General features: G+C 67.4%; 12 protein-coding genes. 6 read left to right on the forward strand and 6 right to left on the reverse strand.

Annotated features, from left to right (window positions below; genetic code table 11):
• Nucleotides 1-4: 4 nt before the first annotated feature.
• Nucleotides 5-1,564 (forward strand): radical SAM protein, encoded by a 1,560-nt coding sequence (locus tag ACZYZ7_RS28125; RefSeq protein ID WP_450070173.1) that lies wholly within the window; start codon nucleotides 5-7, stop codon nucleotides 1,562-1,564.
• A gap of 195 nt (nucleotides 1,565-1,759) precedes the next feature.
• Nucleotides 1,760-2,815 carry an MPT63 family protein gene (locus tag ACZYZ7_RS28130; RefSeq protein WP_450070144.1) on the forward strand — a complete coding sequence of 352 codons (1,056 nt, stop codon included), beginning with the start codon at nucleotides 1,760-1,762 and terminating at the stop codon, nucleotides 2,813-2,815.
• Nucleotides 2,816-3,067: 252 nt separating this feature from the next.
• Here the strand turns inward: ACZYZ7_RS28130 and ACZYZ7_RS28135 are convergent, their stop codons facing one another.
• From ACZYZ7_RS28135 to ACZYZ7_RS28155, 5 genes are all read right to left on the reverse strand, one after another.
• A complete protein-coding gene (locus ACZYZ7_RS28135; protein WP_450070145.1) occupies nucleotides 3,068-4,015 on the reverse strand; it encodes a Ppx/GppA phosphatase family protein in 948 nt (315 codons plus the stop codon).
• Nucleotides 4,012-4,503, reverse strand: a complete 492-nt coding sequence (locus tag ACZYZ7_RS28140; RefSeq protein ID WP_450070146.1) for a DUF501 domain-containing protein — start codon at nucleotides 4,501-4,503, stop codon at nucleotides 4,012-4,014. Before ACZYZ7_RS28140 ends, ACZYZ7_RS28135 begins: the two co-directional genes overlap by 4 nt.
• On the reverse strand, nucleotides 4,496-5,197 hold the full coding sequence (locus tag ACZYZ7_RS28145; protein WP_135457794.1) for an FtsB family cell division protein: 702 nt from the start codon (nucleotides 5,195-5,197) through the stop codon (nucleotides 4,496-4,498). The genes ACZYZ7_RS28140 and ACZYZ7_RS28145 overlap by 8 nt, the downstream gene beginning before the upstream one ends.
• Nucleotides 5,198-5,224: 27 nt before the next feature.
• On the reverse strand, nucleotides 5,225-6,508 hold the full coding sequence (gene eno, locus ACZYZ7_RS28150; protein ID WP_135457796.1) for a phosphopyruvate hydratase: 1,284 nt from the start codon (nucleotides 6,506-6,508) through the stop codon (nucleotides 5,225-5,227).
• Nucleotides 6,509-6,592: 84 nt separating this feature from the next.
• Nucleotides 6,593-7,324, reverse strand: a complete 732-nt coding sequence (locus ACZYZ7_RS28155) for a lytic transglycosylase domain-containing protein (RefSeq protein WP_463742245.1) — start codon at nucleotides 7,322-7,324, stop codon at nucleotides 6,593-6,595.
• A 208-nt stretch (nucleotides 7,325-7,532) separates the two neighbouring features.
• Between ACZYZ7_RS28155 and efeU the strand changes: the two genes are divergently transcribed.
• Genes efeU through ACZYZ7_RS28175 form a run of 4 tightly spaced genes read left to right on the forward strand, consistent with a single transcriptional unit; the run spans nucleotide 7,533 to nucleotide 11,606 of the window.
• Nucleotides 7,533-8,471: an iron uptake transporter permease EfeU gene (gene efeU / locus ACZYZ7_RS28160; RefSeq protein ID WP_135457800.1), complete on the forward strand. Its 939-nt coding sequence runs from the start codon at nucleotides 7,533-7,535 to the stop codon at nucleotides 8,469-8,471.
• A complete protein-coding gene (gene efeO / locus ACZYZ7_RS28165) occupies nucleotides 8,468-9,640 on the forward strand; it encodes an iron uptake system protein EfeO (protein WP_135457802.1) in 1,173 nt (390 codons plus the stop codon). The genes efeU and efeO overlap by 4 nt, the downstream gene beginning before the upstream one ends.
• On the forward strand, nucleotides 9,621-10,940 hold the full coding sequence (gene efeB / locus ACZYZ7_RS28170) for an iron uptake transporter deferrochelatase/peroxidase subunit (protein ID WP_135457804.1): 1,320 nt from the start codon (nucleotides 9,621-9,623) through the stop codon (nucleotides 10,938-10,940). The genes efeO and efeB overlap by 20 nt, the downstream gene beginning before the upstream one ends.
• Before the next feature lie 12 nt (nucleotides 10,941-10,952).
• Nucleotides 10,953-11,606, forward strand: a complete 654-nt coding sequence (locus ACZYZ7_RS28175) for a DsbA family protein (RefSeq protein ID WP_135457806.1) — start codon at nucleotides 10,953-10,955, stop codon at nucleotides 11,604-11,606.
• 18 nt (nucleotides 11,607-11,624) lie between these two features.
• On the opposite strand, the gene ACZYZ7_RS28180 is transcribed toward ACZYZ7_RS28175, so the two are convergent.
• Nucleotides 11,625-12,434 carry a serine hydrolase gene (locus ACZYZ7_RS28180; RefSeq protein ID WP_450070174.1) on the reverse strand — a complete coding sequence of 270 codons (810 nt, stop codon included), beginning with the start codon at nucleotides 12,432-12,434 and terminating at the stop codon, nucleotides 11,625-11,627.
• Nucleotides 12,435-12,651 lie beyond the last annotated feature (217 nt).

The raw sequence follows: 12,651 nt of genomic DNA on the forward strand, positions 1-12,651 counted from the left end.
CGGAATGGGGTTGCGTGGCGACCGGCTGCACCGCTACGTCACCGCGTTCTGCCCGCACTGCCACGACGAGGCGCCCGAGCGCCCGCTGACCGACGTCACGCGCCTGGCCGGCATCCTGGTCGAACGCGACGGACACGTCTGGCTCGAACGCGGCTGCCGCACACATGGATTGGTCCGCACCCTGTATGACGAGGATCCCGAGATCCTGTCCTATCTGGAGGAGTGGACCGCCCCGACCAAGGCACACATCCCCGATGTGGCCGGGAACTTCGATCCGATTCCGTCGGCCTACCTGCGTGGCCTGCCCGAGATGCAGACGCAGCACACCTGCATCCTGCTGGCGGACATCGCCGAGACCTGCAACCTGCGCTGCCCGACCTGTTTCACCGACAGCTCACCCGATTTGCGCCATGTGGTGCCCACCGCCGACGTGCTGGCCAACGTCGACCAGCGGTTGGCCCGCGAGAACGGCCGTATCGACGTCCTGATGCTCAGCGGGGGCGAACCTACCCTGCACCCCGACCTGCCCGAGCTACTCGCGCAGCTGGTCGCCCGGCCGATCACCCGAATCCTGATCAACAGCAACGGGGTCCGCATCGCCAACGACGACCGGCTGCTCGATCTGCTCACCACGCACCGGGAACGCGTCGAGGTCTACCTGCAGTACGACGGGTTGTCTGAGCAGGCGCACCGCCACCACCGCGGCGGCGATCTCAGGAGAACCAAAAGCCAAGCCCTACAACGGCTCTCCGAGCGGGAAATCTTCACCACCCTGGTGATGACATGCGCGCTGGGAGTCAACGACGACGAGATCGGCGACATGGTCCGGCTGGCCCTGGACACCCCGTACGTCGGCGGGCTCACCATTCAGCCGCAGTTCGGCTCCGGCCGCTCCGGTGAGATCGACCCGATGAACCGGCTCACCCACACCGGGGTGCTCAAGCGGCTGGGCCCGCAGACCGGCGGCGCCGTCACGTGGCGCGACCTGACCGCACTGCCGTGCTCGCACCCGCACTGCTGTTCGGTCGGCTACCTGGTTCGCGACGACGGCGACCAGTGGCGCTCACTGGTGTCACTGATCGGCACCGAGAGTCTCAAGGACAAGCTGGGCCTGGTCTCCAATCGGATCGCCGACACCGAGATCCCCCGCCAGCTGCGCCTGGCGGTGCAGGAATCACTGCTCGGGTTGCTCTCGGAGCAGTCCTCCCTGTCGCATCCACAGATCGGCGACGTGTGGCGCGCGATCTGTGAAAGCTGCGACCTGGGTATGGGAACACTGCTGACGCTGGCTTCCTCGGCCCTGCCGGGGCGTCGCCGCAAGATCCGCACGCTGCTGGGCGAGCGCGTGGTGCGACTGACCGTCAAGCCGTTCATGGACATGTCGACGATGATCGAGGAGCGCCTGATTCAGTGCTGTGTACATGTCGGCACCCGGTCCGGGCAGCTCGACTCGGCCCAGCACCAGTGTGCGCCATTCTGTGCCGTACAGGCCTGGCCCGCCCTGGGGCGTCAACGGCTGTCCCTGTCGGCCGGACAGGCATTACCGCTCATCGAGATTCGATAGGGATGGCGAAAAACCAGGTCGTGGCGCACATCGAGCTCGACGAGCAGGTCAAACGGGTTTTCTGCCAGGCGCCGATGGCAGAAACTGCGAACTGGTGTTCCTAACCGTCCTCTTAAGCTGCTAACTTGCCATGAAGTGGGTGTCCCACTGCCGGGGGGCCTGCCAACTCTTTTGGACCAGTCAGGAGTGAATGCCTTGAAGACGAATATCAGTACGGCCTTTGCCGGAGCGGCCATTGCCGCTGCGGCGATCGTCGCCGGCGCCCCGATGGCGCTTGCCGACGCCGACACCAGTGCCGTCACCACCGCTTCGCTCGGCGGCCAGGGCAAGCTGGACGGCGGCACCCAGGTCTGGACCGTGACCGACCTCAAGCCCAGCACCGACACCATCAACTACGCGCCGCACGGCACCCTGTGGGAGGTCACGGCGACCAACGAGGCTCTCGAGGGCTCGGTCACGCCGATCGTCTCCAACTTCAACATCCGGGCAGCAGACGGGCAGAACTACCGCGCCCTCTTCCAGGTGCCCAGCACCCAGGGCGTCAACCCCGCCACCCTCGCCCAGGGGCAGAAGACCAGCGGCAAGATCTACTTCGACGTGACCGGTGACCAGCCGACCTCCGTCGTCTACAACGCAGGCGGCAACGACGTCCTGGTGTGGAACAAGACCGCTGCGCCCGCCGCAGCCCCGGCCGCCGGCGCGCCGAAGCGTCCGGCTCCCGCCGCGGCCCCGGCTGCGACTCCCGCCGCTCCTGCCGCCACCCCGGCCGCACCGGCCGCTCTGACCCCGGCCGCCCCCGCCGCCGCTCCGGCCGCTCCGGCCGGCACCGGCGCAGGTAGCCGCGCGACGGACCTGCCCGCCGCCACCCCGGCCCCGGGCGCTCCGGCCGCAACCCCGGCCGGCACCGAAACGGTTCCGGCCGCTCCGGCCCCGGGCGCTCCGGCTGCCGAGGGGACCCCGGTCGCTCACGGCACGCCGGTCGCCGAGGGTGTCCCGGCACCGGCCGCCGCAGGTGCGGGCAACGCCGCCACCGCGGTTCCGCCGGCCGAGGGTGTGCCTGCTGAGGGTGTCCCCGCCGCCGCTCCGGGCGCTCCGGCTGCCCCGGCCGCTCCGGCACCGGGCGCTCCGGCTGCTCCTGCCGCTCCGGCCACCGAGCCGGCGCTGGTTCCTGCCGGCACACAGCCGGCGGTCACCACGCCCGCCCCGGCCCCTGCGGTCGCCCCGGCGAGCAACCACGGGACCGTGTCCTGATCTAGGTAGTTCACGGCAACGGCCGGACGCGGGCAACCGCGTTCGGCCGTTGTTTTTATGTGGAGCTCTCGATCGCCTGGCGCCGTTTTCTACACCTGGGCTGTGGATCGCGTGGGTTAGCAACCCCACGGTAGAAAACGGTGAGCCGCTGCCACAGGTACGTGCGCCGTTTCTACACCTCGGCTGCTACCACGCTGGGATCACGACCCCACGGTAGAAATCGGCGCGCGCAGAAGCGATTCCGAGCACCGGTCAGGCGATCGACAGCGCGATGCCGTCGAGAATGTCGTGCTCGCTGACCACCAGTTCGCCGATGCCGGCGCGCTGTGTGAGTACGGCCGCCAACTCCTCGACGATGATGGCGCCGCCGCCGATCACATCGGCACGGCCGGCATGCATAGGCCCGAGCGCCAGGCGTTCGGCCTTGGTCATCCCGATCAGCTGCTCACACACCGCGAGCAGATCATCAAATCCGATGCGGGACAAATGAATTGCCTCAGGATCGTATTCGGTCATGCGCTGCGCCAGCGCCGAGAGGGTCGTCATCGTCCCGGCCACGCCGACCCAGGTGTGCGCCCCTTCGACCGGCACCACCCGCAGCGCCTCGGCCAGGCCGTCACGGGCCGCCGCCCGCGCCTGCGCCACCTCGGCGGCGGTGGGCGGGTCGGAGTGCAGGCACCGTTCGGTCAGCCGCACACACCCGATGTCGGCGGAGAAGCTGGCCTGCACGGCCGTGTCGCCGAGCACCAGTTCGGTCGAGCCGCCACCCAGGTCGACGACCACGAAAGGGCCTGCGGCAGGGTCGAGTTCACCGACCGCACCGCGGAACGACAGCTCGGCCTCCTCGGTCCCGGTGATCACCTCGGCCTGAATGTCCGGAGAACCGGGCACCACCTTGCCCAGCAGCCGGGCGGTCATCGCAAAGAACTCGTCGCGGTTTCCGGCATCGCGCGCCGCCGAAGTCGCCACCATCCGCACCGCGGTGACCGAATGCTCGCTCATCAGGGCCGCATAGTCAGCCAGTGCGGATTCGGTGCGCGCCAACGCTTCCGGTGCGAACTGACCCGTGGCGTCGACGCCCTGCCCCAGCCGTACCACCCGCATCTCGCGGTGCACGTCACGCAGCTTGCCGTCCATCACGTCGGCGATCAGCAGACGAATCGAGTTGGTGCCGCAATCGATCGCGCCGACTCGCCTCAAACCCACACCTCACGATCCAGAATCCCGGCCATCGCCGGCTCGAGGGCCAGCACCGCCAGCGCCTCATCACCAAAGGGATTGACCCCGCGGCCCTTCGCCAGCGAGTGGGCCATCACCACGTGCAGACATTTGACCCGGTCGGGCATGCCACCCCCGGTGAACGTCGTACCCAGCGGCTCGATCGCGTCCCGCTCGGCCAGATACGACTCATGTGCCCGCAGGTAGGTCGCAGCCAGTTCCTCGTCCTGCTGCAGCCGCTCGGACATCTCTCGCATCAGCCCCGAGGATTCCAACCGACTGGCGGCCGCCGTGAGCGCCGGATGCGTCAGGTAGTACAGCGTCGGGAACGGCGTGCCATCGGGAAGTCTGGGTGCGGTCTTCACCACCCCGGGCTCACCGTTGGGGCAGCGGTACGCGACCTCGAGGACACCGCGCGGTTCCCGGCCCAATTGCCGTGTCACGGCCTCGATGTCGTCAGGATCAACCATTGGGACCTCTGGGCTCGGCAGGTGGCGGAACAGGCGGTGCGGGCGGACCGACCGGCGCAGGCGGAGGCCCGCCGATCGTGGGGGAAACCCCGTGCGGCTCATCGGCAATCGTGTGCCACAACGAGGTGTACCAGGGCTGGCCTGCGGGCACCGTCGACCCGGGCAGCACAGACGTTCCCGGCTCGCCCGACGCAATGGCCCCGGGCGGCAACTGCACCTGGTACGGGGTTTCGCCGGGCATCACGAAGCCGAGGCGCTTCCTGGCCTCGGCCTTGATGTACGCCTCATCGGCCAGCTTGACCTTTTGCAGTTCCAGATCTGCGATCTGAGCCCGCAACTGCTTCTCGAGAGTCTTGTTTTGCTGCATCTCGGTGCGCTGGGCGAAGTAGGTGCGCACCGGCCCGGCGATGGTCAGGGTCAGCACACACACCACCGCGGCCAGGATGGCCGCCCGGCGGGCGGTCGACCCGAACCGCTGCTCGGACTGCAGCTCGGCCTGTTCCTGAGCTTGCACCGCAATGGCTTTGGAGACCTTTTCATCGGCCACCGGCTCACCCTGCGCCGGACGGGACTCGCCCGCCCGGCGGCGGGGCTGTGAAGCGCGCGGCCGATTCGACTCCCCGGCCTTGCCCGGCTTACCGGGTCGGGAGGCCGGGGACCGTCGCTTCGGATCAGGCCGCTTCGCTTCGGGCATCGACGTGTAGGTGCGCAGGCGCCTGCGTTACTTGGCCTCGAACCGCGGGAATGCGAGATCGCCCGCGTAGCGCGCGGCGTCGCCGAGCGCCTCTTCGATGCGCAGCAACTGGTTGTACTTGGCCACCCGCTCGCTGCGGGCCGGGGCACCGGTCTTGATCTGACCGCTGCCGACCGCTACCGCGAGATCGGCGATGGTGGTGTCCTCGGTCTCACCGGACCGGTGGCTCATCATGGTGCGGTAGCCGCTGTTGTGCGCCAGCGCAACGGCATCCAGGGTCTCGGTGAGCGTGCCGATCTGGTTGACCTTCACCAGCAGCGCGTTGGCGGCGCCACGCTCGATGCCGTCCTCCAGCCGCTCCGGGTTGGTGACGAACAGATCGTCGCCCACCAGCTGGATCCGGTCTCCGATCGCCGAGGTCAGCGCGACCCAGCCGTCCCAGTCGTCCTCGGACAGCGGATCCTCGATCGACACCAGCGGGTAGGCGTCGATCAGGCCGGCGTAGAACTCGGCCATCTGCTCGGCCGTACGGGTCTCCTTCTCGAAGGCGTAACCCGAACCCTCCGTGTAGAACTCGGTGGCGGCGACGTCCAGCGCCAGGGCCACGTCACTGCCGAGCTTGAACCCGGTGGCCTCGATGGCCGTCGCGATCAGGTCCAGGGCGGCCTTGGTGCCCGCGACGTCGGGGGCGAAGCCGCCCTCATCGCCGAGACCGGTCGACAGCCCCTGCTTCTTGAGCACGGACTTGAGCGAGTGGTAGACCTCGGTACCCCAGCGCAGCGACTCCTTGAAGGAGGGTGCGCCGATCGGGGCGACCATGAACTCCTGGACGTCCACCCCGGTGTCGGCGTGGGCGCCACCGTTGAGGATGTTCATCATCGGCACCGGAAGGATGTGTGCGTTCGGGCCACCGAGGTAGCGGAACAGCGGCAGCGCGGCGCTGTCGGCAGCGGCCTTGGCCACCGCCAGCGAGACGCCGAGGATCGCGTTGGCGCCCAGTCGGGACTTGTCCGGAGTGCCGTCGAGATCCAGCAGCGCCTGGTCGACGAGACGCTGATCGTCGGCGGCCAGGCCGATGATCGCCGGGGCGATCTCGTCGAGGACGGCCTCCACGGCCTTCTCGACGCCCTTGCCGCCGTAGCGGGAACCGCCGTCGCGCAGCTCCACCGCTTCGTGCTCGCCGGTCGATGCGCCCGACGGTACCGCTGCCCGGGCGAACGTGCCGTCAGTCAGGGCCACCTCGACCTCGACCGTCGGGTTGCCACGGGAGTCGAGGATCTCGCGGGCTCCAACCTGCTCGATGATGGGCACTGGCTTCTCCTTATTGAGTCCTGCGTGTAGGGATGAGACTAGATCGTGGTCCGCCCGACGGCGTGTTTGGGCTTGTCACACGTGTCACAAGCCGTGGCCGCTCGCGTACGCCGTCGCCCAGTCCCGGACCATCCGGGCGTACTGCTCGGAGTTGTTGTAGGCCTTCAGCGCCTTCATCCAGCCTCTCGGGGTGGACAGGTCCTTGCCGTACCAGCACAGCAGGCCGGCCGCCGAGAGCGCCGCGTCGTCGAAGTTGTCCGGGCTGACCACCCCGTCATTGTTGGCGTCGACCCCGAAATGCCCCCACGTCTCCGGGATGAACTGCATCGGCCCCATGGCACGGTCCATCAGCGGATCCCCGTCGAGCTTGCCCTGGTCGGTGTCAGGAATGCGCAGGTTGCCGGCGGTCCCGTCCAATTGCACGCCACGGATCGGCGGGGTCACGTCCCCGTTGCGCGCGATCATCGCGCCGCGGTAGGTGCCGTGGTGGCTCTCGACCATGCCGATGCCGGCCAGCGTGGTCCAGGCCAGCTGGCAGTTCGGGTTCTCCACCTGGGCCACGCGCGCGGCGTAGGAGTAGGCCTCAAGGGCGTTGACGGGCATGCCCAGCGCGGGTGCCCGCTGTGCGGCCCACTCGTGCAGCTGATCGGCGGGCCGGCCCTTGGCGTAGGTGTCGACCGCGGGCACCGGGTCCCCAGCCGGTGGCGGCACGCCCTCGGGAATTGGGGTCCCCAGATGCCACGAACAGCTGGATGCCAACAGCAGCGCTGTCGCAGCAATTACGGCGACAGCCCGCAGCCAACGCACTGGCGACACCGGACTCCCTCAACCCCGCTCTATCTGATTCGCCATCGTCGCATGCGCGGCTATGAACGCGACGAGCGACGGGTCCATGCCGGGAGAACGGCAGGTGAAGTCGGCCGGACCCACAGACCCCCCTGCTAAGGTGAGCCACGCCTTGCTATGGCAAGGCAAGGCTACGTTGCTTACGGTGTTTTCACCCCGGTCGAACGAGGACGCTTTGATGACTGCCATCTCGGACGGTCCGACCAGCACGCTGGCCGCCTCCAACGTCACGTCGCAGGTGTTCGGCAGTGGCCTGATCGGTTTGCGGGAAGGCCTCGAAGCCGCCATCGTCGTGTCGATCCTGGTCGCGTTTCTGGTCAAATCCGAACGCCGGGACGCCCTCAAATGGGTGTGGCTGGGTGTCGGCGCCGCAATCGCCGTGACCGTCACCGTCTTCCTGGCGATCCAGTTCGGCGAGAACACCATCAGCGGTCTGGGCGCCGAAGCCATCGCAGGTATCGCCTCGCTGATCGCCGTCGTCATCGTCACCACCATGGTGCTGTGGATGAAACGGGCGTCTGCGTCGATGTCCGGCGAACTGCGCGGCGAGATGTCCCAGGCACTGCAGACCGGTGGTCTGGCGGTGGCGCTGCTGGCCTTCCTGGCGGTGGGCCGCGAAGGTGTGGAAACCGCGCTGTTCATGGTCGGCTACGCCGAGGCCGAGACACTGTGGCCGCTGACCGGCCTCATCATCGGCGTGCTGATCGCCGCAGCGATCGCCTACGGCATGTACGCCGGCGCAGTCCGGATCAACCTCGCCAAGTTCTTCAAATACACCGGGATCTTCCTCATCGTGGTGGCGGCCGGAATCCTCGCCTACGGCATCAAGGCGCTGCAGACCGTCGGCTGGATCCCCGGGCTGGGCGCCAAGGCCTTCGACATGAGCGGTGCGTTCGACTGGTCGGCCTGGTACGGCGAGATCATCCAGGGCGTCTTCAACATCGACCCCACGCCGACCGTTCTGCAGTTCGGCGCATGGCTGGCCTACATCGTCGTGGTGCTGGCGCTGTTCCTGAAGCCGTTGCGCTCCGCCGGGGCGGCATCCAGTGCCTCGACTTCCTCCGAGCCGACCGTCGAGCCGGAGACCTCCACCGCATCCGAAAGGTCGACCAAGTGAAGATGACCCCCGCCGTCAAGACCGGAATCGCGGCCACCGCCGCGGTGCTGGCCGGCCTCTCGCTGAGCGCCTGCCAGGCCAAAGAGGCCGACGGCGGCAGTGCGAACGGTGACGGCGCCAAGGGCGCCCAGATCACCGTCGATGCCTCCGACACCGAGTGCAAGCTCTCCGGGACCACCGCGACGACGGGCGCCAGCACGTTCGTCGTCACCAACAACGGCGACAAGGTCACCGAGTTCTACGTCTACGGCGAGGGCGAGCGGGTCATGGGCGAGGTGGAGAACATCTCCCCCGGGCTCAAGCGTCAGCTGATCGTTCAGCTCACCCAGCCGGGCACGTACCAGACGTCATGCCGCCCCGGCATGGTCGGTGAAGGCATCCGCGGCAATTTCGAGGTGACCGGCGAAGCCGTGCAGATCGACACCGAGGGCAAGTTCAAGGAAGCCGCCGACAACTACAAGCGGTACGTGAACAGCCAGGTCGACGCCCTGGTGCCGGCGGTCGAGGAGTTCGCCGCCGCCGTCAAGGCCAAGGACGTCGCCAAAGCCAAGGCGCTCTACCCGACCTCGCGCGTCTACTGGGAGCGCATCGAGCCGGTCGCCGAGTCCTTCCCCAACGACCTCGACCCGCGAGTCGACCTGCGCGAGGCCGACCTCGAGCCCGGGCAGAAGTGGACCGGCTTCCACGCACTGGAAAAGCAACTGTGGGTGACCGGGCTGCAGCCGGACGCCAACGCACTCGGCGACCAGCTGGTCGCCGACGTGAAGGAACTCCAGGCCGGCGTCAAGGCTCCGGACTGGACCATCGACTCCACCCAGATCGCCGGGGGCGCCCAGGGCCTGCTCGACGAGATCTCCAAGAGCAAGATCAGCGGTGAAGAAGACATTTTCAGCCACACCGACCTGTGGGACTTCAACGCCAACGTCGAAGGTTCACAGACCGCGGTGGCCTCGGTGCGGCCGATCCTCGACGAGCGCAACGCCGACCTCGGCAAGCGCGTCGATCAGCGGTTCGCCGATGTCGAGAAGCTGCTGGACAAGTATCGCCAGGGCGACGGATTCATCACTTACGACAAGGTGACCGAACCGCAACGCCAGGAACTGTCACGCGCCATCGATGCGCTGAGCAACGAGGTGAGCCAGGTGCAGGGTGTCATCGCAAAGCAGTGATTCGCCCGAAGCCACCCCGGATGCCGAGCAGTCCACCGGATTCTCCCGGCGGAAGTTGTTCGGCGCTGCCGGGGTCACCGCCGCGGTAGTCGGTGCGGCCAGCGCGGGTGCGCTGGCCGGCCGCGCTTCCGCGGCCAGCGCCCCGCACGGTGCCCTGCAGGGGCCGGTCCCGTTTCGCGGTGACCGGCAGGCGGGCATCATCACCGAGGCGCAGGACCGGATGCACTTCTGCTCGTTCGACGTCACCACCGACAACCGTGAGGACGTCATCGCCCTGCTCAAGCAGTGGACCAAGATGGCCGAGCGGATGACGCGCGGTGAGGAGACCGAAGCCGGCGGCGCCGTGGACGGCAATCCGTATGCGCCGCCGTCGGATACCGGAGAGGCACTGGGTCTTCCTGCCTCACAACTGACGCTGACGATCGGGTTCGGGCCGTCGTTCTTCCGCAAGGACGGCAAGGACCGCTTCGGCATCGCCGACAAGCAGCCGGCCGAGCTCAAGGATCTGCCGAAGTTCCCCAACGAGACCATGGACGCGGCCCGCTGCGGGGGTGACATCTGCGTACAGGCCTGCGCCAACGATCCGCAGGTCGCGGTGCATGCGATCCGTAACCTGGCCCGGGTCGGGTTCGGCACGGTCGCGGTGCGGTACTCGCAGCTGGGATTCGGCCGCACGTCCTCGACCACCCGGGACCAGACCACCCCGCGAAACCTGTTCGGGTTCAAGGACGGAACGAACAACCTCAAGTCCGATCAGACGGACCTGCTGGACAAGAACGTCTGGGTGGCCGAGGGTGACGGACCGGCCTGGTTCACCGGCGGCAGCTACCTGATCACCCGGCGGATCCGGATGCTCATCGAGAGCTGGGACCGCACCACGCTTCTGGAGCAGGAGCGGGTGATCGGACGACAAAAGGGCAGTGGTGCGCCCAACGGACTGCAGCAGGAATTCGACGAGCTCAATTTCGAGATCACCGACGGCAAGGGCAATCCGAAGATCGACGTGGACGCACATGTGCGACTGGCCTCGGCCGAGCACCTGGGCGGTATCGAGATCCTGCGCCGCGGTTACAACTTCACCGACGGCTCCGACGGATTCGGTCACCTCGATGCGGGCCTGTTCTTCATCGCGTTCGTGCGCAGCCCTGAGAAGCAGTTCATCCCGATGCAGCGGGAACTGGCCCGCAAGGATGCGCTCAACGAATACATCACCCACACCGGGACGGCCGTCTTCGCGTGCCCGCCGGGGCTACGTGACGACGACACCAACGGCTACTGGGGTTCGACTCTGTTCGAGTGAGGCACTGACCAGATGACGCGTAATACTCGAATACTGCTCACCGCATTGGCAATCGCGGTGCTGGCCATCGGCGTTTTCGTGTACCAGTCCGTTCGTCATCGCGCCGGGCCGCCACCGGTTGCATCCGTCGAAACCGGCCAGGTGGTGCGCGAGAACAGTCATCGGCTGAACTCCGTTCCCGACAGTGACGTGACCTTCGTGGAGTTCCTCGACTTCGAGTGCGAAGGTTGTCGCGCGGTGTATCCCTCCATCGAGCAACTGCGGTCCGAGTACGGCGACCGGGTGAACTTCGTCATCCGGTACTTCCCGCTCGGCGCGCACTACAACGCCGAACGAGCGGCACGCGCCGTCGAGGCTGCCGCCCAACAGGACAAGCTCGAGGCGATGTACAAGAAGATGTACGACGCCCAGGACCAGTGGGGCGAAAAGCAGGATCCGGCGGACGACGTATTCCGTGGCTTCGCAGGAGAACTCGGCCTTGACATGGCGGCATTCGACAAGGCTTACAGCGACCCCGCCACCGCCGCCCGAGTCCAACTCGATGTGGCCGACGGCCGCGCCCTGGGCGTGCAGGGAACGCCGACGTTCTTTCTCAACGGCGAGCGCATCCAGCCACACAGCTATGAAGACCTGGCCACGGCCTTCGATAAGGCGCTGGCCGAGTAGAGCGGCCGCGCGGCGCAGTCATCCACCGAGCAGGATCTGACTGAGCCGGGTGGTGGTGGCGACTCCGTCGTCGTAGCCGCCCTGCCCGTTGAGCCCGTTCATGATTGCCAGGGTGTAGCGCTGGTTGGGCCCGGCGAAGCCGACCGAGTTGACGACCCAGCCACCCTGTTCCTGCGACCACCCGTTCTTGTTGCCGGGGCTCATCGAAGGCCCGGCGCCCCACACGCCCCACTGCTGTTCCCCGCCGACCCGCTGCATCTCGGCGACCACGGCGGAGGCGTCGGCCGGATTCAGTTGGGTCAGCGTGTAGTTCATCAACCGGTCGAGATCGTTGGTGGTGGATTTCTGAAAACCCCAGTACGGGAACATGTCACCGAAACCCGGTTGCGGCCGCGTGTCCGTCATGCCGTAGCGGGGGAAGCCGGCGTTGAACGCCTGGTGGTCGGCTCCGCCATAGCGGGTCCACAGTGAATCGGCCGCGTCGTTGTCGGAGTTCCGCAGCATCTTCACCATGAGTTGCCGATCGTTGCCCGACAGCCGCACTGCTCCGGCGCGTTCCCGGGTCAGCAGGTCGACCACCATCGCCAGCTTGATGGTGGAGGCGGTCCAGATCATCGTGTTCGCGTTGGCATTGGCGTACCGCATGCCGCCGGCGCGGTCGCGCAGCACGTAGCCGACAGTGCCGGGCCGAGACGCCAGATAGGCATCCGCTGCCGCGATGCGCGAGCGCAGGTCACAGCCTGTGGCTGCACATTCCGCGACGGCCTGCGGTGCAACCATTCCCAGACTGAGAACCAGGACGACGGCAGCGATCCGCAGTACCCGCATCGCCTCACCGTAGAGCGCCCCGGCCCGATCCAGGGTCCGCACAGCGGGGCCATCCCGAGCCGAAACCGTGCCGTTGTCAGTTCGTGACGGGGTAGGGCTGAGACCTGGCCCGCGCTCGTAACGTGGTGGCGGAAAAACCGGCGGCAGATTCATACGGTCAATGCAATTTCCGTGACTAGGGAGGTTGCAGGTGCCGCCGGCTTATCCACGTGTGATG

It is taken from the genome of Mycobacterium sp. IDUB_17, from assembly GCF_055419465.1.

Coding starts and splice junctions, on each gene's coding strand:
- ACZYZ7_RS28125 (WP_450070173.1), top strand. CDS start 5: ATGGGGTTGCGTGGCGACCGGCTGCACCGCTACGTCACCGCGTTCTGC.
- ACZYZ7_RS28140 (WP_450070146.1), bottom strand. CDS start 4,503: ATGGTTGATCCTGACGACATCGAGGCCGTGACACGGCAATTGGGCCGG.
- ACZYZ7_RS28145 (WP_135457794.1), bottom strand. CDS start 5,197: ATGCCCGAAGCGAAGCGGCCTGATCCGAAGCGACGGTCCCCGGCCTCC.
- efeU (WP_135457800.1), top strand. CDS start 7,533: ATGACTGCCATCTCGGACGGTCCGACCAGCACGCTGGCCGCCTCCAAC.
- ACZYZ7_RS28175 (WP_135457806.1), top strand. CDS start 10,953: ATGACGCGTAATACTCGAATACTGCTCACCGCATTGGCAATCGCGGTG.
- ACZYZ7_RS28180 (WP_450070174.1), bottom strand. CDS start 12,434: ATGCGGGTACTGCGGATCGCTGCCGTCGTCCTGGTTCTCAGTCTGGGA.